Origin of the sequence: Variovorax sp. UC74_104, from assembly GCF_044055375.1 — a bacterium.
Taxonomy (GTDB): Bacteria; Pseudomonadota; Gammaproteobacteria; order Burkholderiales; family Burkholderiaceae_C; genus Variovorax.
In genome coordinates, this window is record NZ_CP171979.1 from 29,056 (window position 1) to 54,699 (window position 25,644).

The 25,644-nt window shown below is 66.0% G+C and carries 26 protein-coding genes; 14 read left to right on the forward strand and 12 right to left on the reverse strand.

Translation table 11 applies throughout. The annotated features are described in order from the left end of the window. Positions 1-29 precede the first annotated feature (29 nt). The 6 genes from ACHMXA_RS30740 to ACHMXA_RS30765 all read right to left on the reverse strand — a co-directional run bounded on the left by ACHMXA_RS30740 (position 30) and on the right by ACHMXA_RS30765 (position 5,201). Complete coding sequence (locus ACHMXA_RS30740; protein ID WP_395322040.1) at positions 30-809, reverse strand: molybdopterin-binding protein; 780 nt, start codon at positions 807-809, stop codon at positions 30-32. After that, complete coding sequence (locus ACHMXA_RS30745; RefSeq protein WP_395322041.1) at positions 806-1,663, reverse strand: cytochrome b/b6 domain-containing protein; 858 nt, start codon at positions 1,661-1,663, stop codon at positions 806-808. The genes ACHMXA_RS30740 and ACHMXA_RS30745 overlap by 4 nt, the downstream gene beginning before the upstream one ends. Positions 1,664-1,711: 48 nt before the next feature. Then, positions 1,712-2,341: a hypothetical protein gene (locus ACHMXA_RS30750; RefSeq protein ID WP_395322043.1), complete on the reverse strand. Its 630-nt coding sequence runs from the start codon at positions 2,339-2,341 to the stop codon at positions 1,712-1,714. 157 nt (positions 2,342-2,498) lie between these two features. Next, positions 2,499-3,098, reverse strand: a complete 600-nt coding sequence (locus tag ACHMXA_RS30755) for a TetR/AcrR family transcriptional regulator (RefSeq protein WP_395322045.1) — start codon at positions 3,096-3,098, stop codon at positions 2,499-2,501. A gap of 169 nt (positions 3,099-3,267) precedes the next feature. Further along, positions 3,268-4,704: an MFS transporter gene (locus ACHMXA_RS30760; protein WP_395322047.1), complete on the reverse strand. Its 1,437-nt coding sequence runs from the start codon at positions 4,702-4,704 to the stop codon at positions 3,268-3,270. 23 nt (positions 4,705-4,727) lie between these two features. Next, the gene (locus ACHMXA_RS30765; RefSeq protein ID WP_395322049.1) at positions 4,728-5,201 is read right to left on the reverse strand and encodes a nuclear transport factor 2 family protein; all 474 of its coding nucleotides are present in this window, start codon (positions 5,199-5,201) and stop codon (positions 4,728-4,730) included. A 330-nt stretch (positions 5,202-5,531) separates the two neighbouring features. On the opposite strand from ACHMXA_RS30765, the gene ACHMXA_RS30770 reads away from it, so the two are divergent. The 10 genes from ACHMXA_RS30770 (at position 5,532) to ACHMXA_RS30815 (ending at position 18,284) form a co-directional block, all read left to right on the forward strand. After that, positions 5,532-6,161: a TetR/AcrR family transcriptional regulator gene (locus ACHMXA_RS30770; protein ID WP_176666184.1), complete on the forward strand. Its 630-nt coding sequence runs from the start codon at positions 5,532-5,534 to the stop codon at positions 6,159-6,161. A 280-nt stretch (positions 6,162-6,441) separates the two neighbouring features. After that, the gene (locus tag ACHMXA_RS30775) at positions 6,442-6,759 is read left to right on the forward strand and encodes a DUF2946 family protein (RefSeq protein WP_395322621.1); all 318 of its coding nucleotides are present in this window, start codon (positions 6,442-6,444) and stop codon (positions 6,757-6,759) included. A gap of 95 nt (positions 6,760-6,854) precedes the next feature. Next, a complete protein-coding gene (locus tag ACHMXA_RS30780) occupies positions 6,855-9,029 on the forward strand; it encodes a TonB-dependent siderophore receptor (RefSeq protein WP_395322051.1) in 2,175 nt (724 codons plus the stop codon). A 1-nt stretch (position 9,030) separates the two neighbouring features. Beyond that, complete coding sequence (locus ACHMXA_RS30785; protein WP_395322053.1) at positions 9,031-10,587, forward strand: ABC transporter substrate-binding protein; 1,557 nt, start codon at positions 9,031-9,033, stop codon at positions 10,585-10,587. Next, the gene (locus tag ACHMXA_RS30790) at positions 10,584-11,573 is read left to right on the forward strand and encodes an ABC transporter permease (protein WP_395322055.1); all 990 of its coding nucleotides are present in this window, start codon (positions 10,584-10,586) and stop codon (positions 11,571-11,573) included. The genes ACHMXA_RS30785 and ACHMXA_RS30790 overlap by 4 nt, the downstream gene beginning before the upstream one ends. Further along, complete coding sequence (locus ACHMXA_RS30795; RefSeq protein WP_395322056.1) at positions 11,570-12,406, forward strand: ABC transporter permease; 837 nt, start codon at positions 11,570-11,572, stop codon at positions 12,404-12,406. The genes ACHMXA_RS30790 and ACHMXA_RS30795 overlap by 4 nt, the downstream gene beginning before the upstream one ends. Next, positions 12,403-13,827, forward strand: a complete 1,425-nt coding sequence (locus ACHMXA_RS30800) for an ABC transporter ATP-binding protein (RefSeq protein WP_395322058.1) — start codon at positions 12,403-12,405, stop codon at positions 13,825-13,827. Before ACHMXA_RS30795 ends, ACHMXA_RS30800 begins: the two co-directional genes overlap by 4 nt. 665 nt (positions 13,828-14,492) lie before the next feature. Then, complete coding sequence (locus tag ACHMXA_RS30805; protein ID WP_395322060.1) at positions 14,493-16,757, forward strand: autotransporter outer membrane beta-barrel domain-containing protein; 2,265 nt, start codon at positions 14,493-14,495, stop codon at positions 16,755-16,757. Next, positions 16,738-17,658, forward strand: a complete 921-nt coding sequence (locus ACHMXA_RS30810) for an autotransporter outer membrane beta-barrel domain-containing protein (RefSeq protein WP_395322623.1) — start codon at positions 16,738-16,740, stop codon at positions 17,656-17,658. Before ACHMXA_RS30805 ends, ACHMXA_RS30810 begins: the two co-directional genes overlap by 20 nt. 38 nt (positions 17,659-17,696) lie before the next feature. Then, positions 17,697-18,284 (forward strand): OmpA family protein, encoded by a 588-nt coding sequence (locus ACHMXA_RS30815; protein ID WP_395322062.1) that lies wholly within the window; start codon positions 17,697-17,699, stop codon positions 18,282-18,284. 99 nt (positions 18,285-18,383) lie between these two features. On the opposite strand, the gene ACHMXA_RS30820 is transcribed toward ACHMXA_RS30815, so the two are convergent. The 4 genes from ACHMXA_RS30820 to ACHMXA_RS30835 form a co-directional block, all read right to left on the reverse strand. Beyond that, the gene (locus ACHMXA_RS30820; RefSeq protein ID WP_395322064.1) at positions 18,384-18,593 is read right to left on the reverse strand and encodes a helix-turn-helix domain-containing protein; all 210 of its coding nucleotides are present in this window, start codon (positions 18,591-18,593) and stop codon (positions 18,384-18,386) included. A gap of 755 nt (positions 18,594-19,348) precedes the next feature. Beyond that, the gene (locus ACHMXA_RS30825; protein ID WP_395322066.1) at positions 19,349-20,095 is read right to left on the reverse strand and encodes a YhcG family protein; all 747 of its coding nucleotides are present in this window, start codon (positions 20,093-20,095) and stop codon (positions 19,349-19,351) included. Further along, on the reverse strand, positions 20,026-20,511 hold the full coding sequence (locus ACHMXA_RS30830; protein WP_395322068.1) for a DUF1016 N-terminal domain-containing protein: 486 nt from the start codon (positions 20,509-20,511) through the stop codon (positions 20,026-20,028). Before ACHMXA_RS30830 ends, ACHMXA_RS30825 begins: the two co-directional genes overlap by 70 nt. 197 nt (positions 20,512-20,708) lie before the next feature. Further along, positions 20,709-21,287 carry a peroxiredoxin-like family protein gene (locus ACHMXA_RS30835; protein WP_395322070.1) on the reverse strand — a complete coding sequence of 193 codons (579 nt, stop codon included), beginning with the start codon at positions 21,285-21,287 and terminating at the stop codon, positions 20,709-20,711. A gap of 75 nt (positions 21,288-21,362) precedes the next feature. Between ACHMXA_RS30835 and ACHMXA_RS30840 the strand changes: the two genes are divergently transcribed. Continuing rightward, positions 21,363-22,049 carry a TetR/AcrR family transcriptional regulator gene (locus tag ACHMXA_RS30840; RefSeq protein ID WP_395322072.1) on the forward strand — a complete coding sequence of 229 codons (687 nt, stop codon included), beginning with the start codon at positions 21,363-21,365 and terminating at the stop codon, positions 22,047-22,049. A gap of 329 nt (positions 22,050-22,378) precedes the next feature. Here ACHMXA_RS30840 and ACHMXA_RS30845 read toward each other — a convergent pair whose 3' ends face one another. Together ACHMXA_RS30845 and ACHMXA_RS30850 are read right to left on the reverse strand one after the other, a co-directional pair. Further along, the gene (locus ACHMXA_RS30845) at positions 22,379-22,705 is read right to left on the reverse strand and encodes an EthD family reductase (protein WP_395322074.1); all 327 of its coding nucleotides are present in this window, start codon (positions 22,703-22,705) and stop codon (positions 22,379-22,381) included. A gap of 60 nt (positions 22,706-22,765) precedes the next feature. Further along, a complete protein-coding gene (locus tag ACHMXA_RS30850; protein ID WP_395322075.1) occupies positions 22,766-23,308 on the reverse strand; it encodes a carboxymuconolactone decarboxylase family protein in 543 nt (180 codons plus the stop codon). A 58-nt stretch (positions 23,309-23,366) separates the two neighbouring features. On the opposite strand from ACHMXA_RS30850, the gene ACHMXA_RS30855 reads away from it, so the two are divergent. From ACHMXA_RS30855 to ACHMXA_RS30865, 3 genes are all read left to right on the forward strand, one after another. After that, complete coding sequence (locus ACHMXA_RS30855; RefSeq protein ID WP_395322077.1) at positions 23,367-23,690, forward strand: winged helix-turn-helix transcriptional regulator; 324 nt, start codon at positions 23,367-23,369, stop codon at positions 23,688-23,690. Between the two features lie 185 nt (positions 23,691-23,875). Next, the gene (locus ACHMXA_RS30860) at positions 23,876-24,769 is read left to right on the forward strand and encodes an AraC family transcriptional regulator (protein ID WP_395322079.1); all 894 of its coding nucleotides are present in this window, start codon (positions 23,876-23,878) and stop codon (positions 24,767-24,769) included. Positions 24,770-24,870: 101 nt separating this feature from the next. Beyond that, a complete protein-coding gene (locus tag ACHMXA_RS30865; protein ID WP_395322080.1) occupies positions 24,871-25,527 on the forward strand; it encodes an AzlC family ABC transporter permease in 657 nt (218 codons plus the stop codon). The last annotated feature ends 117 nt before the right edge of the window (positions 25,528-25,644 follow it).

Sequence of the window (25,644 nt, forward strand, 5' to 3'; positions counted from 1 at the left end):
GGCGTACGCGCCGGGTCGCGGGGGATGGTTCAGATCCCGGCATACCACTCATAGCCGCGGTCCTCCCAGAAGCCGCCCTTGCCGCCGAACAGCGTCGAGAACCCATCGACGACCTCGATGCGCATCAGGTACTTCGCCTGCTTGTAGCCGAGCTGCCGTTCCACCCGCAGTCTGAGCGGTGCGCCATGCCGGACAGGGAGATCCCTTCCGTTCATGCCGTAGGCCAGGATCGTCTGAGGGTGATAGGCATCGATCAGGTCGATGCTCTCGTAGTAGCGTCCGCTGCCATCGAGCGCCTTTTCGAGATCGTCCGCGCAGTGGAGCACGACATAGCGAGCGCCGGGCTTCAATCCTGCGGCGTTGAGAACATGGGCAAGCGGCACGCCGTGCCACTTGCCGATGGCGCTCCATCCCTCGACGCAATCGTGGCGCGTGATCTGGGTTCGGGAAGGAAAGCGTTTGAGCTCGGCGAGCGACAGGCTCTGGGGGCGCTCGACCAGGCCGTCCACCTGCAGTCGCCAGTCCATGAAGCTTCCTTCCAGAAGCCGGGCGTACTCGTTCGAGTCGGGCATCTGCGTGCCGTTGGCGCGAAAGACCGGCGAGAGGTCCGCTTCGGTGTATTCCCGCGCCAGCGCATGCCTGGAAAGGAGGGCTCTCTGGCTCGCCAGCGTCAGTTTCTCGGTCTGGCGCAGCAACGCATCCACGTTGTCGTCTTGAACCAGGCGGTCGCAGCCGGTCAATGCGAGGGCGCCCGCCCCGGCGGCAAGGCGCGCAAGGAAGTTTCGGCGCGAAGACTGCCGTGTCGTCATGGTCTGGTTCCTTCATCGGTGATGGCATATTGGCCGGTGAGCATCGAGCGCAGGTTGTTCCAGAGGCCTGACGCGATGACCATCACGACATGAACGACGACGAACGACACCAGCAGGAATGCGGTGACGAAGTGGATCGTGCGAGCCGAAGCGCGCCCGCCGAAAAGATCGGGCAGGAAGTGGAAGACGGCGTCCAGGCCGGGTGACATCGTCAGCCCGGTCAGCACCATCAGCGGCAGCAGGCCGAACACCACCACGAGGTAGCTGAGCTTCTGCAGGGCGTTGTACCGGCGCGCCTCTTCACCGCGCGCGAAGCGCAAACGGGCATGGTCGAGAACCTCGTGCCACAAGTGCCGGAGTGCGAGCTGGCCGCCGCTGGGCACGAGGTCGCGGCGGAAATGGCCTCGCCAGAACCCATGGGCCAGGTAGAGCAGGCCGTTGAGGACGAGCAGCCATGCAAAGAAGAAGTGCCAGCGTCTGCCGGCTCCCAGGTCGTGGTACGAAGGAATGGTGAGCCATGCGGGAAAGGCTCTCGCGGTCGCGCTGCCGCCTTCGTCGGAGACACCGAGAAAGCCGGTGGTCTCGATGTGGAGCGGGCCGACCTGCAGGAACCCTTGGGACACGCTGCCTGTCTGTCTCGTGCCGATGGACAGGAAGGCTGCATCCGGGTCAGCGCCGTACTTCCCCCAATACAGCCGCGGATGGGCATTGAAGATCTGCAGCCCGCTCAGCAGCAGGAACGAAAGGCACAGCACGTTGAGCCAGTGCGTCGCTCTCACGGTGGGCGAATGCCGCCTTATGAAGCGTTGACGTGCGGTGGGTGGCATGGTGTTGGGGATGGAGGATGTGCTCATGAAACATCCCGGCCGGCCAAGCACTAAGGCAGGCCGGCGCGGGACTCCTTACATGGGAGGAACGACATCGTCCTTGCCGACGATCAGCTGGCCCGCCGACAGGCCGTCGCCGCCTTTTTCCGCGGGAATGAACACGACGGCGCCTGGCTTGACGTCCTCCGGCGTCGCCGGCACCAGCGTGACGATCGGGGTGCCCTCGGGGATCGAAATCTTCTTTTCCTTGCCGTGGTAGTTCACCGTGACGGTGCTGCCGTTGACCGACTTGACTGCGTCGGCGACGGTGGCATTGGTCATGGTGCTGTTGGGCTTCAGGTCCCAGCCATAGCTGCCTTCGCCCATGCCCTTGAGTTGCGGCGGCAGGATGAGAACTTCCAGTGCGCCATCGCCGCCTTCGGAGCGGGGGAGCGAGGCGATGCCCACGAAATCTCCCGGCTTGATGTCGCTCATGTTGGCCTTCACGACCGCAGATGCCTTCCAGCCGGCCTTGAGCGTCACGGTGACCGGCTTTCCTTCGCGAGAGTTGACCTGCAGGCGATCGCCGCTGAGCGAGACGACGGTGCCGCGGATGCGTACCTGGTCGCCAGGACCTGCGGCGACGGCCGCCGTGAGGGTGCCGATCGCAAGCAGCACACTGGTTGCGCCTGCGGCGAGGAGCCTGGAAGCTTTGGGGAATTGCATGGTGATTTCCTGTGCGACGTGCGTCGCGGGTGAAGGGCGCGTTGTGGATGGCATCGAAAGCCGCGCCACAGAGGCTTCCGATGAAACTTTCATCTATCTACTAGTTGATAGACAAAACGGTTAAAAAATGACCGTGCCGAGACTTGAGGCCTGGCGGTCAGCGTCGAGATTTCGGCGCCAGCAACTGCTCGACGCCCTGCTGCACCACGGTCGCGAAGGCTGCCGGGTCCCCGTAGACGCGGGCTGCCAGCATTCCGCCGTGCACGGTGGCCATGAGGGCCATGGCCTCGGACTGCGCATCGCTTCGCAGCTTGAAGGTCCCCTGGGCGGCACCGTCCTTCAAGACACCCGCCAACCAAGTGGCGAGGTCGCTGAAGTGCCCTCGAACCTCATCGGCGACTTCCTTGGGGATCGCAGGCAATTCCGACCCCAGCATCGCGCAGATGCAGAACGGCGCCGTCTCGTCGCGGATGCACGTCTCCCAGTAGCCGGTGTACGCGCGGATGCGGGCGAGCGGATCGGCGACCTGCTTCGCCAGCGCGGCGAGGCCCTCTCGACCTTGTTCACGGTATCTTCGCAGCACGGTTTGCACGAGTTCGGCCTTGCTCGGGAAGTGGTGGTGGATGCTCGCCTTGCTGATGTGCACGGCCTCCGAGATGTCCGCGTAGCTGAAGCCGTTGTACCCCTTGGTCGCAAGGAGCCCCTGAGCGCAGTTGGCGATCTCGGCTGCCTTGGGAGAGAGGTCTGGAAGGTTCATGGCTCCAGTCTATCTACTAGTTGGTCGACAAGTCAAGGGCCGCGAAGCCCATGGCGCGGGCGAAGATGCGGCGAGGCCTGATGCGGCTGCAAGCAGCAAAACGCAATGGCGCAGCCGTCGCGAGAAGAAAGCATTGGAATTCCTTTGTGGAGCCGACAACGGCCGAGCGTCAACGCGGCACGGGCCGTGGAGCGGCCTGGATGCTCGACTTCGAAGCGACCACGCAGAGCACGGCCGCGAGGGCCAGGCTGGCCCCGGTGCACAGCATGGCCGCGATCAATGCCTTCGCCATGGACATCGGGTCGGGTGAAGTACCCGCGATGCTGAAGAAGACCCCCCCGATGACGGCCACGCCCAAGGCCGCACTGATCTGCAAGGCCGAATTCGTGAGGCCGGCGATCATCCCCGAGCCGGTCGCAGGCGCACGATCGATGACGGAGCGTACGAGGGTCGGCAGCGCCCAGCCCTGGCCAAAGCCGAGGAGGCCGACCGCGACCATCAACGGCAGTTGAGCAGGCATTTGCCCGGGCGCCTGCGCCACCAGCGCGGCGAGGTACAGGCAGCCTGCCACCTCGAACAGCATGCCGATCGCCGGAACCCAGCTGCCGAAGGCGCGGACGGCCAGCGGTGTCGTCAACGGCCCGATGAAGAAGCCGACGCCGAACGGCAGGAACACCAATCCGGTCTCCAGGGGATTCAGGCCGAGCGCCGATTGAAGGTAGACGGAGAACACCAGGAAGAACGCGGAGACGACGTAGAAGAAGAGGACGCCCGCCAGACCGCTCATCAGGCCGGGCATGCGCACCAGGTCCACGCTGAGGAGGGGCACTCCCCCTCGTCGGGCGAATGCCCTCTCATAGCGCCAGAAGCAGAGGCCGGCCACAGGCATCGCAATGAGCATCGCGCATGCCCACCATGGCCACCCGCGCTCGCGTCCTTCCACCAGGGGCACGATCAGCAGACCCAGCGTGAGCGCGCAAAGCAGCACGCCGCCCCAGTCGATCGGCGCCGGACTCTCACCGCGCGCATCGGGCAGCAATGGCAGTCCACCGATCAAGACGGCGGCCACTACCGGCAGGTTGATGAGGAAGATGATGCGCCATTGAAGGTCCAGGATGTCCGCGGAGATCAACGCGCCGCCCAGTGCCTGCGCGACCACTGCCGCAAACCCGACGGCGGCGCCGTAGAGCCCCAGCGCACGCGAGCGCTCCTGCACCGGGAACAGGGCGTGGATGGACGCCAGCCCTTGGGGCGCCATGGCCGCGGCGCTCAGGCCCTGAAGCACGCGCCCGACGATCAGCATCGAAGGCGAGGTCGCGAGGCCGCACAGCAGGGACGTCAGCCCGAAGCCGGTGATCCCCGCGAGGAACACTCGTCGCCGGCCGAAGAGGTCGCCCAGCCGCCCTCCAGTGATGAGGAACACCGCGTAGGCTGCGGCATACCCAGAAATCACCAGCTGCAGTTCTGCTGCGCTTGTACCGAGGTCGCCGCGGATGGACGGCAGGGCGACGTTGACGATGAAGAAGTCCAGCGGAGGCAGAAATGCCCCCACCAGCAACACCGCGAACGCCAGCCAGCGACGCGTATCCGAGTTGTTCGTCTGCATGGTTTGAGCTCCGGCAGCGCCTATCAGGCGGGACGGCCAAAACGTTCGGTGCCTGCGACAGGAACCCAGTTCTGCAACGGCGTGGCGAAATGTGTCTCGAAGACGCGCTCGCGGAATGCCCACCGGCCGCTTCTTCGTTCATAGATGTCCCTGTACTGGCCGCTGACCTGCAAAGGGCCTTTTTCGATGTCGTAGAAGAGGCAGTTCGCCGCGACCACGCCGTGTCCGTGGTCGCCGTCCAGTGTGATCAGCGCATTCGCCATCCAATGGTGCATGTGCGGCATGCGCCTCATGTTGACGCGCGCTTGCGCCAGGATGGCATCGAGCCCCTCCGCGTCTCCGTTCGCACCGAGCAGCAGCCGCGAGTCGGGGTGCCACAGGGTCGCGAGCAGTTCCTCGTTCATGGTGTCGAAAGCCTCCGCGTAGTTGGCGATCAGTGCATCGATGGCAAAGCGGCTTTCGATGGCCTCCAGGCGTGCTTCAAGTTCTTTTGACATGCAGGTTCTCCGTGGGTGGTTGGCGCGAACCGTCTGTGATCGCACCAAAAAATATACCAATCGATACAAAAATAGGGAAAAAAAGAGCAGCTCGCGCTGCGGGAGGATCTAAGCCTTCGCACGGGCGGCGCACGGGGCTCCGAGGCCTGTCTTCGACCGGCCCGGTCCCACTGTCTCCGCATCACGCGAATTAAATATCGATCGGTACAAATATAGGGAGACTGAGGATGCGTGTCAACGGCGTTGCGCATCAGCGAGCGCAGAAGACCGTGCCTTGTCCGGAATTTATGTATCGATTAGTATGTAAATTTTCGATTGGCGGAGATGTTCATGGCTCAAAGAGGCCGGCCACGCACGTTCGACCGCGATGCGGCACTCACCTCGGCCATGCACCTGTTCTGGGAGCACGGCTTCGAATCGACTTCGTTGTCGCAGCTGAAGGCGGCCATCGGCGGGGGAATCGCCGCGCCGAGCTTCTATGCGGCATTCGAGTCCAAGGAGGCGTTGTACAAGGAAGCGCTCGAGCGCTACATGAAGTTCTATGGCCATGTGACCCGGAGCCTCCACGATCCTTCGATTGCGCCGCGAGAGGCGGTGTACCTTGCACTGCAGCGGTCGGCCAAGATGCAATGCGAGGCCGGGCATCCCAGAGGCTGCATGGTCGCGCTGGGCGTCATGGGCGCATGCTCCTCAGGCAGCGAGGCCATCACCGAGTTGCTCCGGAATGTGCGCACCCGCACCCGCACCGGATTCCGTTCGTGCGTGGAACGAGGCATCGAGAGCGGGGAACTGCGCGAGTCCACGAACGCGACTGCGCTGGCCGCAGCGTTCGACAGCTTCTTTCTGGGCATCTCGGTCCTCGCGCGCGATCGCGTTCGGTACTCGGTCATCGAGAACGCCGTGACCGACGCCATGGGAATGTGGGATGCCGCATCGGATCGATTGGATCCGCGCCGTTAACCCGGTCTGATCGCGGTGCCGGCATCGATTGCGGAATCCAGCGGCCGGCGCCAACTCGATCCTGATTCGCACGACGCAGCCCAGAGGCTCCCACGATCCGATACGGCCGATGGCGTATGGGAAGGCCATGCGGAAATCTCCATACTCCGTCCGCGCTTCATGCCGAGGACCGCATGCGTCCCGCCCGTGCGATCGCACCGCAACGGTATGATCCTTCGCCCTCGCCATGCACCTTCGTCCCCTTGAACTCCAGCGCTTCCTTCGGCTTCTGTTGCTGGCCGTGTTCTTCAACGCGGCCATCGGGATGCCTGCGCACGAGGCCGGTCATCTTCGACAGGCGATGGTGGACGTGGCGCAGAGTGCGGCTTCCGAAGCCGGCCTGGACGCCGCATCTCCGGAGCATGAGGAGGAAGCCCGCGGCTTGTGCGCGTGGTGCCTTGCCTACGTGCACCACGCGGTCACCCCGGCGCGGCTGTCGTTCGCCCTCGAAGCGGTGCAGCCAGCGGCCTTGCTGCGGCCTGCGCGGGAACTGACCTTCGTCCCCGGGCCTCAGCGCTGGCCCTTCGCCTCACGGGATCCTCCGCACGCATCGACCTGACGCCCCGCCGCCGGGGCCGTGACTCGTTTTTCTCTTTGTCATTCTGCTGCCGAGCCCGCTGAGCGCACGGCGGCAGTGTCTTGTCGAGTGCCATCATGATTCCCTTTCCATCCGGGCGCGCATTCGCGTGCGCGCTCCTTGTTCGTCGTCTTCCCCTCACGCTGGCCGCTTCGGCTTTGGTGGCGGGTCCCGCCATCGCGCAGCCTTCCAGCGCCAGCCCTGCCGCCGAGGGCGAACTCAAACCCATCGACGTGGTCGGCCGCAGCGAATCGGGCGCCTACCATGCGGAGGAAGCCGCGGGCGCCAAGAGCGATCTGCCGCTGCGCGAACTGCCGCAGTCGGTGCGCATCGTCACGCGCCAGGCCATCGATGACCTGGGCGCCACCAAGCTCGACGACACGCTCGACTATGTCGGCGGTGTCTCGCGCCAGAACAACTTCGGCGGTCTCTGGGACAACATCGCCATCCGCGGACTTCCCGGCAACGAGAACACCGGCATGGCGACGCTGTTCAACGGCTTTTCCTCGAACCGGGGCTTCAACGCGCCACGCGACCTGGCCGGCGTGGAACGCATCGAGTTCCTCAAGGGCACCGCGGCCGCGCTCTACGGCAGCAGCGAGCCCGGCGGTACGCTGAACATCGTGTCCAAGCGGCCCTTGTGGAGATCCGCCAATTCGGTCGAGGCCTACGGGGGAAGCCACGGGCTGAAGCGCGGCGCCTTCGACAGCACCGGGCCGATCGGCGAGAACTTCGCCTACCGGCTCAACGTGGCGGTGGAAGACCGCAACAGCTTTCGCGACTTGGTGAGCGCCAAGCGAGAGGTCATCGCCCCGGCCTTCACCTGGAAGCTCGGGCGCGACACGGTGCTGGAGTATTCGGGTGAATACCTGCGCCATGCCACGCCGCTCGACCGTGGCGTGGTGGCGGTCGGCAACCGGCTGGGCGCCATCCCGCACAGCCGCTTTCTGGGGGAGCCGGCGGACGGCGACGTGACCGTCAAGAACCAGACGCACCAGTTCATCCTGTCCCATGAATGGAGCTCTGCATGGCGCAGCCGGCTGGGCCTGTCGTATCGCGAGACTTCGCTCGACGGCTTTTCCACCGAGCCGACGGCCCTGCTGGCCAGCGGCAACCTCACGCGCCAGCGGCGCTACCGCGACTTCAGCTCGAACGACATGGCACTGCAGGCCGAGCTGCAGGGCAATGTGAAGACGGGCGCCATCGAGCACGAGCTCCTGTTCGGCGTGGAAAGCTTCCGCTTCGACATGGACACGCTGATGCTGCGGGCGAACCCGACGACCGCACGGCCTTATGCGATCAACATCGACAACCCCGTCTACGGCCAGCTTCAGCCGGTGCCCACGGCCAACACCGACACGCTGGAGCGCCAGCACAACCATGCCTTCTACGTACAGGACGCGATCAAGCTTTCGCCCGAATGGCGGCTCGTTGCGGGCGTGCGCGCCGACAACTACCGCCAGTCGCTGCTCAACCGCAGGAACGGCGTCATGACGGACCAGGAGCCGTCGTCGACGTCGCCGCGCCTCGGCGTGAGCTGGCTGCCGGCGCCGCAATGGACCTTCTATGCCAATGCGGGCCGTTCGTTCAGGCCGAACACCGGGTCCGACGTCGCCTCGAACGGTTTCGCGCCGGAGAAGGGCCGCGCGCTGGAACTGGGCGCCAAGTGGGAGCGCGCGGACCAGCGCATGGGCGCGACCGCGGCGCTGTTCGACATCCGCAAGCGCAATGTGCTGACCGCCGACCCCGTCAACCCTGGCTACTCCTTGGCTGCGGGAGAAGTCCGCAGCCGGGGCCTGGAGTTCGACCTCTCGGGCCAGGTCACGAAGAACTGGCGCGTCAATGCGAGCCTGGTGGTCAACGACGTGGAGGTCACGAAGGACAACACCCTCGAGGTTGGCGGCCGGCTGCTCAACGTGCCGCGCGTCAACGGCAGCGTGCTCGCGGTCTACGAAGACGGCTTTGCCAACGGCCAGCGCTACGGCGTCGGCGGCGGGCTGACCTACGTGGGCAAGCGCCTCGGGCAAGCCCGCACGCAGGCCGAAGCTTCAGCCGGCACGCCCGCATTCGACCTGCCGGCCTACGCCACCGCCAAGCTGGTCGCGTACTGGCGGATCAATCCGACCCTGCGCGTGACCCTCGACGTCGACAACCTGTTCGACAAGACCTACTACAGCAGTTCGTACAGCCGTGTCTGGGTCACGCCCGGCACGCCGCGCACCATCACGGTCGGCCTGCAGGCCAAGTTCTGAGATGACATTGCCCATCCATCCCACGCGCCGCCGAGCGCTCCAACTTTGTCTGGCGGGCCCGGCGGCCATGGCCTCGGCCGGCTCGCCGGCGCAACCGGCAGGCGCGCCGCTGCAGATCGTCGGCCCCTGGGAGATCGGCGGTCTCGCGCCGGCCAGCAGCGGCTACATCTTCACGCGCATGCAGATCACGGAAACGCTGATGGAGGCACGCGAAGACGGTGCGCCGCTGCCGGGCCTGGCAGAGCGCTGGCAGGTTTCGGCCGATGGCCTGGCATGGCGTTTCTGGCTGCGTCCGGCGGCACGGTTTCACGACGGCACACCAGTGACTGCCGCGGCGGTTGTGCGCTGCCTTCAGGCGGCGCGCATGGCACCGGCGCTGCTGAGCGTGGCGCCCGTGAAGTCGGTGGAGGCCGAGGGCACGGGCGTTGTCGTGATCCGCCTGGTGGCGCCGCATGGGAGCCTGCCGGCGCTGCTCGCGCACAGCAGCACCATGGTGCTCGCACCCGCGAGCTATGACCCCGATGGCGCCGTGCGCGCCATCATCGGCACCGGTCCCTACCGCGTGGCATCGCTCGCCCCGCCGCAGCAGGTGGAGGCCGTGGCGTTCGAAGGCTACGACGGCGCGAAGCCGTCCATCGAGCGCGTGCGCTACCTGACGGCCGGCCGTCCCGAAACCCGTGCGCTGATGGCGGAAGGCGGGCAGGCCGACCTGGCCTACGGGCTCGATCCCGCCAGCCTCGTGCGGCTGCGCAAGCGTGGCAAGGTCGGCATCGATACCGTGATGCTGCCGCGCACGGTGATCCTCAAGGTCAACGCCGGCCTGCCTGCGCTGAAAGACCTGCGCGTGCGACAGGCGCTGAGCCTGTCGATCGATCGCACTGGCATCGCGAAAGCTCTGTTGCGCGACCCCGAACTGGCGGCGACGCAACTCTTTCCGCCCACGCTCGGGACTTGGCACAACCTCGCGCTGGCGCCCCTGGCACATGATCCGGCCGCCGCGGCAAGGCTGTTGTCCGAGGCTGGCTGGCAGCGCGGTGCCGACGGCCTGCGCGATGCCGCCGGGCAGCCGTTGCGGTTGTCGCTGCGCACCTTTCCCGATCGGCCCGAACTCCCTCTCATCGCCACCGCGCTGCAGGAGCAGTGGCGCCAGGCCGGCATTGCGGTGCAGGTCAACATCGGCAACTCGGGCGACATTCCGCTGGGTCACCGTGACGGAAGCCTGCAACTGGGCTTGGCCGCGCGCAACTATGCGACCGTGCCGGACCCCACAGGCACCTTGATGCAGGACTTCGGTGCCGCGGGCGGTGACTGGGGCGCGATGGGATGGACCAGCGATCCGCTGGTCGAGGCGCTTGCCGAGCTCACGCACGGCGCGTCGTCGCCGGAGCGCGCCGCCGGCCTGCGGGCCCAGGTCACCGCCGAGCTCCAGTCGAACTTGCCGGTCGTTCCGATCGCCTGGTATCGACAGCAGGTCGCGGTCGGGCCACGGCTGGCCGGCGTCAGCCTCGATCCGCTGGAACGGTCCTACCGACTCACCGCCATGAGGTGGCGCGCATGAACAACCACACGAACGACAAGACAGCCGCGACCGCGACGGCCTGGACCGGCATCTTGCTGCGTCGCTGCATGCAGATCGTTGCACTGGGGCTCCTTGTGGGCACGGTCTGCTTCTTCATGGCCCGCTTCCTGCCGGGCGACATGGCGACCCGCATCGCGGCAGGGCGCTACGGCTACGACCTGGTGAACAACGCGGCGGCCGACGCGGTGCGCGCCGAGCTCGGGCTGGACCGGCCCATGTGGCTGGCTCTGCTGCAATGGTGGGGGCAGATCGCCCGCTTCGATCTGGGCACGTCGCTGGTCACCGGCAATGCGGTGTGGCGCGAAGTGGCACACCAGCTGGGAGCCACCGTCGACCTGGCGGTGGCCTCGATGCTCATCGCCGTCACCGCCGGCCTTCCGCTGGGCATCTGGTCGGGGTTGCATCCGGGCGGCTGGATCGACCGCCTCACGCTGGCGTCGGCGGTGGTGCTGCGCGCCATTCCATCGTTCCTGCTCGCGGTCCTGCTGATGGTGCTGGTCGCCGTGCAACTCGGCGCGCTACCCGTCGCGGGGGACGACCATGCGGGCAGCCTGCTGCTGCCCGCGCTCACGCTGGGCCTGGGGCTGGCCGCAGGGCTCGCGCGGGTGACCCGCGCCGCGATGCGCGAAGCGGCTGCGTCCCCGTCCTACGAGTTCGCCCGGACCAAGGGGCTCTCGGGCCGGCAGGCGCTGGTGCGCCATGGCCTGCGCCAGGCGGCGACGCCCGTGGTGGCCTATCTGGGCGTTCAGGCTGTTTTCCTGGTGGAAGGCGCGGTCGTGGTCGAGACGCTGTTCGCCTGGCCGGGGATCGGCCATGCGCTGGTGCATGCGGTCTTCGGTCGCGACGTGCCGATGATCCAGGGCACCGCGCTGTGCATGGGTGGCGTGTTCGTCACTTTCAATCTGCTGGTGGATGCAGCATGCCTGGCGCTCGACCCGCGCCGGCGCACGGGGAGCACGGCATGAACGCCAACCTGATGGACATTCCGGCGCTCGCCCGTCGCGCATCGCGGCGCGTCGCGGTGCGCCGCCGTGCGGGTTTCGCGATCCTTGCGCTGGTGGCGGTGTTCGCGCTGGCGGGGCCGTTCGCGATCGGCATCGACCCGGCGCGCCAGACCCTGGCCGATACGCTGATGCCGCCCGGTGCGGCCCACTGGCTGGGCACCGACCTGTTCGGGCGCAGCGTACTCGCGCGCCTGGCCCATGCGGCCCGGCTCTCGCTGGGGCTCGCGTGCGTTGCGGCGCTGAGTGCGGCCGTCCCCGGCGTGCTGCTGGGTGTCCTCGCCAGCTGGCGGGGCGGACGCATCGAGCGAGCGCTGGTCATGCTGGCCGACGCGGTGCTCTCGGTGCCCGGACTGCTGCTCGTGCTGCTGTTCGCCGCGCTCGCACCGGGGCGGTACTGGGCGCTGTACATCGGCCTTTCCCTGTCGCTGTGCGTCGAGTACTTTCGCGTGGCCCGGGTGGCGAGCCGGCCGGTGCTGGCAGGCGACGCGGTGGAGGCGTCGCGACTGCTGGGCTTCGGGGCCGCCTACATCCTGCGCAGGCACCTGGTGCCGGCACTCGCGCCCGTGCTGGGGACGCTGCTCGCCTTCAGCACCGCGCAGGCCGTGCTCGCACTGGCCGCGCTGGGCTTCATCGGCGTGGGCCTGCAGCCGCCGACACCTGAGCTCGGACTGATGATGATCGAATTCCTTCCGCACTACGAAGAGGCGCCGTGGCTCATCGCGGCCCCTGTCTCGCTGCTGATGCTGCTGGTGCTGGGCATGATGCTGCTGGTCGCCGAGGAGGACGCGCCATGACGAGCCCGTTCCTGCTCGCGGTCGAGCATCTTGGCGTGCATGTGGGCACCAGGCCGCTGCTGCGCGATGTGTCTTTCCGGCTTCGCGCGGGCGAGGCGCTGACGCTGCTCGGCGAAAGCGGCGCCGGCAAGTCGCTGCTGGCGCAGGCGGTGATGGGCAACCTTCCGGCGGCGCTGCGAGCGGAAGGCCGCGTTGCGCTGGCGGGCACCGAAAGCCGCGCCGCCGACACTCGCGCGCGCCGTCCTCATTGGGGCCGGACGCTCGCATTGCTGCCCCAGGAGCCGGCCCTGGCATTGGATCCGCTGATGCGCATTGCGCCCCAGCTGTCCGAAACGCACGAGCTCGTTCGGGGCGCAGCCTTCGAAGCGGCGCAAGCCGCGGCGCTCGGCGACCTGGAGAGCACGGGACTCGCGTCTTCCGCGCGGCGTTACCCCTGGCAGCTTTCCGGGGGCATGGCGCAACGCGCCGCGGCCATGGTGGCGCGTGCGGGCGGTGCGCGGGTGCTGCTCGCGGATGAGCCCACCAAGGGCCTCGACCGGCATTGGCGCGACCATGCCGTGGCGATGCTGCAGGACGTGCAGCGCAGCGGCGGCTGCGTGGTGGTCATCACGCACGATCTGCGCGTGGCGCAGGCGCTTGGCGGGCAGCTGATCGTGCTGCGCGCGGGGGAAGTCGTGGAGCAGGGCGACACGCATGCGGTTCTGGCGAACCCCCAGCATGCATTCACGCGACGCCTGGTAGCGGCCGATCCGACCCATTGGCCAAGGCGCCGGGCTGCCGCGCCGGGAGCCCCTGTGCTCAGCGCTCGCGGTCTGTCGAAAGGCTTCGGCGGCAAGCAGCTCTTCGAAGACCTCGACCTGCAGATTCGCGCGGGTGACCGGTTCGTGGTGCAAGGCCCCAGCGGCACCGGCAAGAGCACGCTGGGCAATGTGCTCCTGGGATTGCTGCCGGCAGACAGGGGCGTGGTGCATCGTGCCGAAGGCCTGGGTTCCACGGCATGCCAGAAGCTCTATCAGGACCCGGTCGCATCGTTCGCGCCCCGGGTCAGCCTGGCGCGTTCACTGAAGGACGTGGCGGTGCGCCATCGCTGCCCCTGGCCGCAGGTGCTGCAACAGCTTCAAAAACTGGGGGTGGCGCCCGATATGCTGCAACGCCGGCCTTCCCAAGTGTCCGGCGGCGAACTGCAGCGCATCGCGCTCGCGCGCATCCTTGCGGCAAAGCCGGCATTGGTCTTTGCCGACGAGCCGACGTCGCGCCTGGACCCCGTCTCCCAGCAGGAAGCCATGAGCGTTCTGCTCGATGCGCTGGACGAGCGCGGGGCGGCGCTGATCCTGGTGACGCATGACGAGGACATTGCGCAGGCGGTCGGAACGAGCCGGTGGCGGCTGACGCAAGACGGAGGACGGCCCGATGTGCCGTGACAGCGGTCCATCATGGCCGCCGTCTTCTTCGCGGTGGCGATGGACTTGAGAAGGCATTCGACGAAAAGCTGGAATCCTGGCGCGGGTTGAAGACGGCCCACGGGCGCGTCGTGCGGGCGATCTTCTGTCCCTTCAAAGGCTCGGCGGGCTCGCCAACGGGCGCCATGGTGGAGGGGGTGAGCGGTGCACGCACGGGGAGCCGTTCAGCAAGATCTCACGCCTGCCTCCCGTGGGTCTTGCTCCAGAAGTTCACTTCACCTGTCGCACAAAAAGGTCGAATTGCTGGACGCGGACCCTGCGCTCTTTCTCGACTGCTCGCTGCGCAGCGCAGTGCTCAGGTTCGACGCGGCCACGCCGCAGGGCGCTTCCCCGTACCACCGTGCGTTCGCGGGTTGGTGGTGAGTCCGACGGCTGGACATTGTTCACAATTCAGCAAGAAAGAACGCATTGAATGTCGGGTGCCAGACATTCGAAGTCAATCAGTTTCCCTCGCGCTCCTTCGCATCGATAGATTCCGCGCCACTTCGAGGCCTTGCACGGTCGCACGGCCTCGAAATCGCGGCCAGCCTGGGGTTCTCGATTGCAGCGAGCTTCTGCCTTCGGGCCATCCATCCAGCACGGCTGCGCATTCAGCGACCGATCTACATGGAGTACGAGGGAACAAGATGAACAGGACATTTCGGAGTGTCTACAACGAAGCGCTCGGCGCTTGGGTTGCGGCGAGCGAGGTTGGTGCCGTGCGCGGCAAGAGATCTTCAGGCGCTGTGCTCGGCGCGGCCTTCCTGGCTGCGGCAGCTTTCGGTGGCGCATCACCCGCATGGGCAGTCAGCGAGTGTGGTGCCGTCGCGGCGGGCGGCACCATCACCTGCAACGGTGACGGTTCGCCCGCGACGGATGCCGCGCCTTACGCCAGCGGCATCTTCTATTCGACGCCCGATGTGAAGCTGGTCGTGGACGGCGCTGGGGGCACCCTGACGGTCACGCCCGCCACGCCCATCATCGCGGTCGCGAACCGCGGCGGCGCGGGCGCTGCCACGCGCGAAGTGCAGATCAACGGTGACGTGCGCATCACGACCATGGCAGGTACGGCCGGCGGCCCGACCATTGCCGTACAGGCCTACCAGCAGCAAGGGGGCAACGCCCTGGTCATCCAAAATGGCGGCACGATCAATGCCGTCGGCCAGAACGCCTTCGGCATCTCCGCGCGCACGGACGGCACGGGCTCCGCGACCGCGATCCAGAACGGCGGCACCCTCTCGACGACAGGCACGGGCGGCGCCGGCGTCGCGCTCTTTTCAGAGACCTACGGCTCGGGCGCGGCGATCGTCACACAGAACGGCGGCACGATGACCACCAACGGCTCACACGCGGCCTATGCGCTCGCACGCGGCAACGGCAGTGCCACCGTGACGCAGACCGGAGGATCGATCACCGCGGCTTCATCGACCTTCGTCAACGCCGGCATCGTCGCGCAGACCATCGGCACCGGCGACGCACGTGCCACGCAAAGCGGCGGCACCATCCTCACTCACAGCCAGGGCGGTGCCGTTGGCGCCATTGCAAGCGGGAGCGGCAACGCCACGACCGTGCAAAGCGGTGGCAGCGTGACGGCCGACGGGACCAATGCCACCGGCCTCGTCGCTCTGACCGTCGGTGCCGGCAATGCGTCGGTCACCCAAGCCGCAGGCGTCACCGTGTCCGCCACGGGTGCGAACAGCAACGGGATTTCTTCCTTCGCGCTGGGAACGGGGCGCTATGCCGCCTCGGTGGCCGGCTCAGTGATCGGCGGCTCGGGCACCGCCGCCGCGGCGGTGCACACCTCGGGCGCTGGCGGCGGCACCATCGACATCGCCTCGACCGCAGTTCTCGACGGCTCGCGCTCCGGCATTGCCGTGCTGGACGAAACCGGCGCGGTCACGGTGACCTCAGCGGGCGCCCTGACCGGCGACATTCTCACCAACGCCGGCAACGACACGATCAAACTGGTTGGAGGATCGGTCAAGGGCAAGATCGATGCGGGCGCCGATGACGACCGCTTCGTCTGGTCGGGCGGCACGCTGACGGGCGGCTTCTTCGGCCAGAACGGTTCCGACACGGCACTGGTATCCGCGGCGAGTTACAACGGCAGCCAGATCCTGGACGGCGGCGACGACGTTTCGGCCGCCGATGGCTGGGTGGACAGGCTGACGCTGCAGGGCGTCACGGCCACCGCGGGCGGCGACACCCTGCGCAACTGGGAGTCCATCACGCTGGACAACACCCGCTTGACCCTGGCCGGCGCGCCGCTGACCGTGGGCGCGGGTGCGGATGCCAGTGGCAACCCGCTGGGGCTGTTCATCCAGCCCACCAGCAGCGTGTCGCTCGGACAGTCCGCCTTCACCGTGAACGGCGACGTGCACAACGCAGGCCTGATCAACCTGCGCAGCGCCTCCGGCGCGCCGGGCAATGCGCTGAGCATCTTCGGCAACTATGCCGGCGCGAACGGCATCGTGCAGTTGAACACCGCTCTGGGCGGTGACGCGAGCGCCACCGACAAACTGGTCGTCAATGGCAACACCAGCGGGACCACGCGCGTGTTCGTGAACAACGCGGGTGGCGCCGGCGCCGCCACGATCAATGGCATCCAGGTGGTCAAGGTCACCGGCACCTCGTCGGAGGGCAACTTCACCCTGGCCGCTCCGGTGCAGGCCGGCGCCTACGAATACGGGCTGCACCGCGGAGGCCGCACCGATGGCGACGCCAACAGCTTCTATCTGAGCAGCGTGTACAACCCCGTGCCCATTCCCGCAGTGGTTCCCACGTCCAGCCCCGCACCGGTGCCCGCTCCCGAGGTGTACCGCCCCGCGGTGCCGGGCTACGTGATGGGACAGGTGGCCACGAACGAACTCGGCCTCGGCCTGCTGGGGCAGCCTGCACAAGCGCGTCGGTGAGCAGCAGACGCTCAAGTGGGATTACTGCGGCTGCGATGCCAAGGCGCCCGATGACCAGGCCTGGATGCGCCTGCACGCCCAGCGCCTGGATTCGGACGGCAAGCGCCAGTTCGGGTTCGAGCAGGAAATGCAGTACTTCCAGATCGGCAAGGACCTGGCGATCAACTACAGCGGCGACGCTGGCGACAAGTCGCGCAACCATACGGGCATCAGCGTGGGCTACGGGCGCACCAACGTCAACTTCAACGACCGCCGCCGCGGTGACGCGGGCATGGGCTACGACACCGGCAAGATGAAAGGCGAGATGCTCACGCTTGGCGCGTACCACACGCGCTATGCCGACAACGGCAGCTACCTCGACCTCGTCGGCCAGCTGCATTCGGTGCGCAACAAATACACCGACAAGTACGGTAGCGAGGGCAAACAAAAGGGTACCGGTCTGGGCCTGAGCATCGAGGTGGGGCGCCCCTGGCAGATCGGCGACAGCCAATGGCTGATCGAGCCGCAGGCGCAACTGACATACCAGGTCACGCGCTACCGCGGCTTCGCGGACAACATCTCCACCGTGGACGGATTCACCAGCCAGAGCCTGCGCGGTCGCCTGGGTGCCCGCCTGGCCTGGAACGACAAGGCCGAGCGCAGCGACAACCTCACGCGCACCAACACGCTCTACTTCACGGCCAATCTGCTGCACGAGTTCAAGGATCCGAAGGCTGTGACCATCGGCAGCACCTCGGTGAGTGAATGGGGCAAGCAGACCTGGGCAGAAGTGGGCGTCGGGGCACAGCTGCCGCTGACCAGGACGACCTATCTCTACGGCGGGCTGCAGTACCAGCGATCGCTCAGCGGTGCTCATCGCGAGGGCTTTTCGGGACAGCTCGGTGTGAGGGCGGCATGGTGAGAGCGACACAACCCTCGACAACGACAAGGAAAAACTCCATGCACACGAAGAAAACGAACATGACGAATCTCCTTAGCCTCGGTGCCGCGGCCCTTGCCGCGCTCGTACTCGCGGGCTGCGGCAGCCTGCATGACGAACGCTATTACTGGTGCCAGGGCCAAAGCTGCGCGCCCGCGCCTGTCGCAACACCGGCACCAGCTCCCGTTCCGGCGCCCCCCGCGCCCGTGATGCGCCGTGTGACCCTCAGCGCGGATGCACTCTTCGCCTTCGATCGCTCGAGCGCGCCCGACATGCTGCCGAAGGGCCGTGGCGAACTTGACGCCTTGGCTCGCGCACTGCAGGGCCAGGAGATGCAGGTGCAAAGCCTGACGATCACGGGCCATACCGATCGGCTCGGGGACGAGGCCTACAACGAGCAGCTGGGGCTGCGCCGCGCCAACACGGTGCGCGATTACCTCAAGGGCGCGGGCGTCGGCGTGCCCATGGACGTGCGATCGATGGGGGAGCGTGAGCCGGTGACGCGCGATTGCATGGGCGCACAGCGCACGCCGCGCCTGATTGCCTGTCTGCAGCCGGACCGACGTGTCGTGGTGGACATCATCGGACAGACGTACAAGAAGAACTGAGTGAAGCGAATGTGCTGCCGTCCGAAGGAGTTCGGCCGGCAGCGCTCAGTTGCGGGCTCTCGAACCCGTTTAGTCCAAGGGCACGGATTTTCCGCGAGCCTATAGGACTGCATTCGAATGATTTCGAAGGACTTCCAGATCGAGCACGCTGATCGCGTTGTAGCTGATGTCGATCGCGCCGCTTTCTTCCAGCTTGCGAAGCGCCTTGTTGACGGACTGCCTCGTGACCTGCAAAAGGGCCGCGAGGTCTTCCTGCGTGATCCGCAGGCCGATCTTGATGGCCGTTCCGTCCTTGCTTCCGTAGAGCATTGCCAGTCTTTCGAGTGTCGACGCCAGGCGCTGGGAAAGGAGCCCATCCAGGCACCGAGCAAGGTGTCCAGCACCTGTCGGTGTTGCTTCATCAGCATGACGGTCACGTCTCTCCACAGCGCTGGCTGCTCGTCGAGAAGTTGAAGGATCAGCGCCGTCGGCATCTGGACGACGGTGGTATTGAGGCAGGCACTGAAGTCATAGAGAACTCGCTGGTCCGGTTCCGGACTTTCCATGTCTTGCGTGTTCTCGAGCAGGCGCACCAGACCGATGAGGCTCCCAGGGCCAAGCAGCGTCACCGGCGCGCGCGGTCCTCTGGGCGGCGTGCGACTGACGATGACGTGGCCCGAAATGATCGTGAAGGTCCAAGGTTCGCCGGCCTCGACGCCGACAAGCTCGTACCGGGCGAAGCGCCTGACTCGAGACTCTGCGAGTAGTCGCTGCATCGGTGCTGCGGGCCAGGAACCAAAACCTGAGGTGAGCCTGAGCGCATGCTCCATCAGCGCGATGTCTTTTTGGGCGAATTCGAAATCTGCCATTGCTTCGGTTTGCCCCTCTAGCGAACAAGCAAGCGCTCAGGATTGGTTATGTTTCATAGCTTAATGGATTGTGAAACGCGATATCGATTTATCTGAAAGCCTTGCGTTCTTGCAGACGAGACCGAGCCACTGCTGGTGATGGCGAGGCCGGCGGATCGAGGCTGCCCGAGGGCTCCGATGTGCCGCCTTGCCAGGTGCGAGGCGGCACTTCTTCCCCTATCGGGCGGTGCGGTCCGTAGGGATCGTCCGCGGGTAGCTGGACCGCAGGACTTCCTGAAGCTGTCGTGCGGAGGGCAGCTTGCCCTTCATCTCGGCCGGCAGCTTGCCCTGAAGCTGGTACTCGGCCACGCCGATCGGGTTGGACTTGCTCTTGAGCGCGAACTCCACCTCGAGGTTGTCCTTCTCGGCGCATAGGATGATCCCGATGGACGGGGCATCGTCGGGCGCGCGCTCTTTCTCGTTCAGGAGGTTGAGATAGAAGTCCATCTTGCCGGCGAACTCCGGCTCGAATGGGCCGATCTTCAGCTCGATCGCCACCAGTGCCTTGAGAAAGCGGTGGTAGAAGAGCAAGTCGATGAAGTACTCCTTGCGCCCGAGCGTGAGCCGGTACTGGCGCCCGACGAAGCAGAAGCCATAGCCGAGCTCGAGGATGAAGTCGCGCAGCCGGTCGATCAGGTGGTCTTCGAGTTCACGCTCGCGGATCTCACGGCGGATGCCGAGGAACTCCAGGTTGTAGCTGCTCTTGAGCGCCTCCTCGGCTTGCTCGGCCAGGTGGCCGGGCAGCGCGAGCGCGAAGTTGTGCACCTTGCCCTCGGCCAGCGAACGCTCGTAGGCCTGCGCCTTGATCTGGTTGAGCAGCACGTTGCGGCTCCAGCCGAAGCGTGCAGTGGCCTTCAGGTAGAACAGGCGTTGGGCCGGCTCTTCGAGCTTGGACAGCAGGTTGACGTGGTGACCCCATGGCACGGCCTCCACCACTTCTCGCACAGCCTGTGCGAGTTCCGGCTGGCTGGCTGCCGCGAGCGCTCTGGAGCCCCGTGGGCGCGGTGTGCCGAGCCCGCTTCTCGCACAAGCTGTGCGAGAAATTCCGGCGCGGTGTAGGTCTCGTGGAACTGGCGCATGCGCCAGAGGCTCGCCGCGGAAAACCCGGCGGTCCCGGGGAAGGATGCCTTGAGGTCGCGAGCGAGCCGATCGACCACCGCGTCACCCCAGCCGCGGCGTGCCTGCTGCTCGCGGATGGCTTGCCCGATGTCCCAGTACAGGCCCACCAGCTCGCGGTTGACGGCGCGCGCGGCCGACAGTCGCGCATCGTCGATGCGGCGTTTCAGGTCTTCGACGAAGCGGGGATAGTCGAACAGGGTGGGGGCGGGGGAGGATGGCACCGGGCAAATATAGTCCCTCGACTGTGCTTCGGGGCCATTGGCGTCGCCGCGGGGGCGTTCGACGACCCACGAGCACTGGCCGGCGTGAGCGCGGCCTCGCATTTCGACCGGCGATGCGTGTACGTGGCCGCACGCGCCAGCAGTTCGGTCACCGAGTCCGTTCTTACCGAGCGGCGAGACCAGGAGGCGGCCACCGGCTAGGAAGCGGAGCCCCGAGGGCTCGGCTGCGACATGTCTCCGGACCTGGCGGCTGTCCCGACCAGGCGCAGGACATGGTCGCTGTCCCATTGATCGTCGGCGTGGGAGCCGTAGTGGGCCGCGGCGATCCGGCCCCGCGCGTCGATCAGGAAGTCCGCCGGCAGACCCAGGATGCCGTTCTCGGCCCGACGGTAGAAGCGCCGCGTCGCCAGCACCCAGCGCATGCCGCTCCAGAAGACAGAAGGGTGGAGCAACGCGCGGATGGAGGTTTCCACGCCGTACTGCCGGTAGAGCCGCTTGTGTGGGTCCGCGACGCAATCGAAAGGGAGCTGTGCCTGGTAGCCGAGCATTTCCTCGCGCGTCGAATGGAACACCACCACCTGCCTTACCCCCGCTGCCCGAACTTCCTCGTGACGCCGGGCCAGGCCCATCAGGTGGAAATTGCACACCGGACAGCCGGCGAAGCGCCTGAATTGCAGATGCACCCACGCCGAGCCAGGGTCGGGAATCGCGACGCGCTGCCCGAGGATGGTCTCCAGCAGCGCGGGTGGTGCGCTCTGGCCGATTTCGAACTTCATGGCATGGGCCTTTCGGATGAGGGTGCGAGCAAAGTGTGGAAGAAAATAAAAGTACATCGTACGTATTGAATATACTTGCCGTTCCACAGCACGGTCAAGGACGCCATGGGACGCTCAGCCAGATTCACGCGCGCGCAGCTTCAATCGGTGGCACTGGCGCTTGTCGACGCGAACGGACTGGGCGGGCTCTCGATGCGGTCCCTCGCGGTGGCGTTGGAAACCGGGCCGATGACGCTCTACAACTATGTCTCGCAGCGCGAAGAACTGGATGTGCTGGTGGTGGATGCGGTGCTCGGCGAGGTCGGCTGGCCGCCGCCGGACCAGGGATCCTGGGAGGAGGCACTGCGCGGCATCGCAATGGCGTTGTGGCACGCGGTGCACGCTCATCCCAACACCGTCCCGTTGCTGCTCACACGGCGCAGCCGCTCGCCCGCGATGCTTGCCGTCGCCGAGGCGCTGTTGACGGCGCTGGCGCGAAGCGGGCGCAAAGGGCAGGCGCTTCTGGTCGCGTTCCGCGCGGTGACCGCATTGATCATGGGAACCGTGCAGGCAGACCTGGCCGGTCCGCTCAACCTGCAGGCCGGGGAGTCGGCTGCGGACACGATCGCGCGCTTTCGATCCCTGCCTCCGGAACGGTTCGCGCATCTGATCGAGATCGCCGAAGCCGCGACGGCCAGTTGCGCCCAGGCGGAGTTCCAGGATGGCCTTGAGCTCTTGATCGCGGGCCTGCGCGGCACGGCACAGGAGTCTGCGTCGGCATAGTCTGGGCCGAGCCGGAGAGGGCGTCGCACTCGGCTCCCGAGACTCGAAGCGCTTCGCTTATGCGCAGAGTCGCTCGGACGTCTCTTCGCTGAAGGCCGCGACCGTGATCAGGCACCGTATGGGAAGTCGATCCCGCTCGGTGATCGAGCGGACCTGCTCGAACCAGGGGCGGATGATTGGCGTGGCGGTGCAGTTGGTGCGCGTGGGGGAGCTCTTGAACCAGGTCATCTGGACTACTGGCTGGAAAAAAAAAAAGAGTTCCCAAGCGCAGTGCTTTACGGTGAAACGAGCAAGCGCCTGTGCTGCGGGGAGCCAGCACGCGGCCCTGGTCAGGCTTCCGAACGCTCGACTACCACCTCGCTGATCTGCACGACGGGCTGAATATCCGTGTAGTTGGCGATGTCACCCCTGATCTCTTGCTGGTGCTGGCCAGAGGCCGCTCGGTAAGCTTCGACAGAAGTACAGAAGAAGTCGCATTTGGCTGCGTAAACAGGATCAGTCCCCGGAGCACGCCCTGAGAGGCCCTTGTCCACCGAGTAGTACAGACAAGCAGCGCCGAGCAGCCGCTTCATCATTGGCATATGCCTCTCGCGGTAGTAAGCGTGATCGAACCGCGCGCCCACGGCGTACGGGTACATGACACTGACTTTGATCATCGAGATTTCTCCTGGTGTTGCACGGTAGTCAATACGGCAGCGATACGGCCAGCAGCGGTCTCAAGCCGGGAATCGTGCGCCCGTCTCTTCCAAGGGCATGCGCAGCCCGTTCGTGAGATAGCTGACGGTGCGATAGAAGCCGGCCAGCATCAGCAGCTCGATGATGGCTTCTTCGGCAAAGTACTTCCGCAACCCGTTCCACAGCTCGTCGTCGATGTCGGAGTGCGCGTGCAGAGAGTCGCACAGGCGCAGAAGGACCTGTTCCTCGGCTGACCAGCACGCTTCGTTCGCCGAACCCGTGACGGTCGCCTGAACCTGCTCTGGCGTCAGGCCGGCAAGCCTTGAGAAGGTCGCGACGTGGACGCCCCATTCGTATTCGGACTTGCACAATGCCGTCGTGCGATGAATCACGATCTCGCGCTGTCGAATGCTCAAGTTGCCTTTGTCCAGCAACCCGCCGGCAAAGAACTTCTGAAATAGACGTGAGTCGCGTGCCAACGTCGTGAACAGCCGCAAGGGTGGTTGTCCCTTCATCAGCCTGTCGAGTGGCCTGGAAATGTCTTCATCAAATGGCGGAGTTGCTGGCTCGATGCGTGCGGGCATGCTGGTTCCTGATTCAAGGGTAGCGCCATCCTAGGCTCGTTGCTGTATAAAGTAAAGCATGACGACACCTCATATCGGCCAACCAGTTCGCGGTTCCACCACTGGCCGCCCCATCATGGTCGCCCTGGACCTGCTGGGAAGGCGCACGGCGCTGCGCGTGCTCTGGGAACTTCGTGGAGACCCGTTGACCTTCAGGGCACTGCAAGATGCTTGCGAGACAAACACGCGTTTGCTCAACACGCGGCTCACGGAGCTGAGGGAAGCCGGCCTTGTCGAGCATGCCGAGGGCGGCTATCGACTAACGGACGAAGGGCGGCGGCTTTCGAAGGCGCTGAAGCCGCTGTCAGCTTGGGCAGAACAGTGGGGGCATGACAAGCGATGAGAAAGTGACTCTCGCCATCCGTGTCGGTATGCATGGAGTTCGAATGGTTGCGGACTTCTCTGACGAGCCCGATGAATCGAACGCGTTGCTGTTGCCGTCCCCCGTCATGAACCATCGCAACGGTGCCGGTACGGCATGTCAATTTTCTTCAAGACAGGCGCTTTTCGTGCTGCAAGAATGTCTTCATGCGAGAAGACGGACGTCGTGAAGAAGTGTCGGGGGCCGCCGGCCACCCAATCGGGAGCATGGTCCGGGATGATGCGCACTTCTTCACCTCCGGGCGTTTTGCAGGCGGTGAGCGGGTGGATTGCCTCAGCGCAACTTTCAGGACGCACCGGTACGCCATGCATGCGCACGAGACCTTCGTCATCGGGGCGATCACGTCGGGCCGCGGCACCCTGTGGCTTCAAGGCGCACGGCACCTCGCTGCCCCGGGAGACCTGACACTGCTCAATCCGGAAGATCTGCACGACGGGGTACCGCATGACGCCAAGGGCTACAGCTACCGGGTGACCTACCCTTCCGCATCGCTCGTTCGCAGCCTGACGACCGAGATTACGGGTCGCGAGACCCAGCCGTATTTTCAATGCCGCGTGGTCAAGGATCCCGCTGCGGCCAATCGCCTGGTGGCCGCGCACCGAGCATTGGAGACGTCCGGCTGGTCGCTGGCCACGGAGGAGTCCCTCCTGCTGGCATACGCCTGCTGCCTCGAACGACATGCCAAGGGATTCAGCCCTGAAGTCCCAAGAGGGCGAGAGCAACGGAGAGTGGCCAGGATCAAGTCGCTTCTGAACGAGCGGGCAACATCTAGCGATGTCAGCCTGGCCGACATCGCCGACGAGGTCGGCGTTAGCCGCTATCACCTGATCCGCATGTTTCACAGCGAAGCGGGGACGACACCGCACGCCTACCTGATCGGCCGCCGCATCGAGGCGGCGAAGTGTCGGCTGCGCCAGGGAGAGGCTCCTGTCCGCGTCGCGGCGACGACCGGCTTCGCGGACCAGGCGCATCTGACGCGAGTCTTCAAGGCCAGGGTCGGCGTGACCCCTGGCGCCTATCGGAACGGGGTGTCGAAGTGAAGGGGCCTGGCGGGCCCGTGTCCTGTCCGCCGGCGCGAGACTCCTGTGTCTCGCCTTGGGCCGATGCCGTCGCAGGAGGCAAAGACATCCTGCCTGCGGCGATGGTTGCGATACCCATCGGCCTGCTGCTCGGTGCCCTGTGCAAGTCCAATGGCATCCTGGCTTCGGAAGCCGGATGGATGTCGCTGCTCGTCAACGCAGGCGCATCACAGTTCGCGGCGGTTCAGTTGTGGGCGCACGACGGGCCGCGACTGGGGCCGATCCTGCTGTCCACCTTGCTGATCAACCTGCGCCATGCACTCATGAGCCTGTCTCTCGTGCCGAAGCTGGCCGACGCGGGCATGTCGCGCATGCGCATGCTCGTTGCGCTGGCTTTTCTCACCGATCCGACGTGGGGATTTGCAGAGCAGCGTGCACGCGCAGGCCGGTCCATCACCTGGTCCTACTGGATGGGCCTGGCGCTCACTTTCACGGCGGCGTGGACTGGTGCCACCATCGTCGGCGCTTGGCTCGGGGCGCTCATCAGCGACCCGCGGCAGATCGGCGCGGACTTCGCCCTGGCAGCGTTGTTCATCGGCATGACGACCAGGTTCTGGGCTGGGTGGCGGCGTACCGGTTTCGCCATTGCCGCCAGCGGCTTGTCGTCGGCGGCCGTGTTCTGCACCCTGGGCGCTCCGTGGCATGTGATTGCCGGCGCCATGGCCGGCATCGCGGTTGCGTACTTCACGGCGCAGCCGGAGGAACCGAAGGCTCCATGACAACATTCCACGCGACAACCCTCGAGGCGATCACGGCGATGGCCTTCGTCACCTACCTCACCCGCGTCGTCGGAATTCTGATGGTGCGTCGAGGTCGATTTCCCTCCCGAAGCCGGA

What these genes read in the sequence shown, in the direction of transcription:
- ACHMXA_RS30740 (WP_395322040.1), bottom strand. Translation starts at nt 809, where the DNA reads ATGACGACACGGCAGTCTTCGCGCCGAAACTTCCTTGCGCGCCTTGCC.
- ACHMXA_RS30745 (WP_395322041.1), bottom strand. Translation starts at nt 1,663, where the DNA reads ATGAGCACATCCTCCATCCCCAACACCATGCCACCCACCGCACGTCAA.
- ACHMXA_RS30750 (WP_395322043.1), bottom strand. Translation starts at nt 2,341, where the DNA reads ATGCAATTCCCCAAAGCTTCCAGGCTCCTCGCCGCAGGCGCAACCAGT.
- ACHMXA_RS30755 (WP_395322045.1), bottom strand. Translation starts at nt 3,098, where the DNA reads ATGAACCTTCCAGACCTCTCTCCCAAGGCAGCCGAGATCGCCAACTGC.
- ACHMXA_RS30760 (WP_395322047.1), bottom strand. Translation starts at nt 4,704, where the DNA reads ATGCAGACGAACAACTCGGATACGCGTCGCTGGCTGGCGTTCGCGGTG.
- ACHMXA_RS30765 (WP_395322049.1), bottom strand. Translation starts at nt 5,201, where the DNA reads ATGTCAAAAGAACTTGAAGCACGCCTGGAGGCCATCGAAAGCCGCTTT.
- ACHMXA_RS30770 (WP_176666184.1), top strand. Translation starts at nt 5,532, where the DNA reads ATGGCTCAAAGAGGCCGGCCACGCACGTTCGACCGCGATGCGGCACTC.
- ACHMXA_RS30780 (WP_395322051.1), top strand. Translation starts at nt 6,855, where the DNA reads ATGATTCCCTTTCCATCCGGGCGCGCATTCGCGTGCGCGCTCCTTGTT.
- ACHMXA_RS30785 (WP_395322053.1), top strand. Translation starts at nt 9,031, where the DNA reads ATGACATTGCCCATCCATCCCACGCGCCGCCGAGCGCTCCAACTTTGT.
- ACHMXA_RS30790 (WP_395322055.1), top strand. Translation starts at nt 10,584, where the DNA reads ATGAACAACCACACGAACGACAAGACAGCCGCGACCGCGACGGCCTGG.
- ACHMXA_RS30795 (WP_395322056.1), top strand. Translation starts at nt 11,570, where the DNA reads ATGAACGCCAACCTGATGGACATTCCGGCGCTCGCCCGTCGCGCATCG.
- ACHMXA_RS30800 (WP_395322058.1), top strand. Translation starts at nt 12,403, where the DNA reads ATGACGAGCCCGTTCCTGCTCGCGGTCGAGCATCTTGGCGTGCATGTG.
- ACHMXA_RS30805 (WP_395322060.1), top strand. Translation starts at nt 14,493, where the DNA reads ATGAACAGGACATTTCGGAGTGTCTACAACGAAGCGCTCGGCGCTTGG.
- ACHMXA_RS30815 (WP_395322062.1), top strand. Translation starts at nt 17,697, where the DNA reads ATGCACACGAAGAAAACGAACATGACGAATCTCCTTAGCCTCGGTGCC.
- ACHMXA_RS30820 (WP_395322064.1), bottom strand. Translation starts at nt 18,593, where the DNA reads ATGCTCTACGGAAGCAAGGACGGAACGGCCATCAAGATCGGCCTGCGG.
- ACHMXA_RS30835 (WP_395322070.1), bottom strand. Translation starts at nt 21,287, where the DNA reads ATGAAGTTCGAAATCGGCCAGAGCGCACCACCCGCGCTGCTGGAGACC.
- ACHMXA_RS30845 (WP_395322074.1), bottom strand. Translation starts at nt 22,705, where the DNA reads ATGATCAAAGTCAGTGTCATGTACCCGTACGCCGTGGGCGCGCGGTTC.
- ACHMXA_RS30850 (WP_395322075.1), bottom strand. Translation starts at nt 23,308, where the DNA reads ATGCCCGCACGCATCGAGCCAGCAACTCCGCCATTTGATGAAGACATT.
- ACHMXA_RS30855 (WP_395322077.1), top strand. Translation starts at nt 23,367, where the DNA reads ATGACGACACCTCATATCGGCCAACCAGTTCGCGGTTCCACCACTGGC.
- ACHMXA_RS30860 (WP_395322079.1), top strand. Translation starts at nt 23,876, where the DNA reads ATGCGAGAAGACGGACGTCGTGAAGAAGTGTCGGGGGCCGCCGGCCAC.
- ACHMXA_RS30865 (WP_395322080.1), top strand. Translation starts at nt 24,871, where the DNA reads ATGGTTGCGATACCCATCGGCCTGCTGCTCGGTGCCCTGTGCAAGTCC.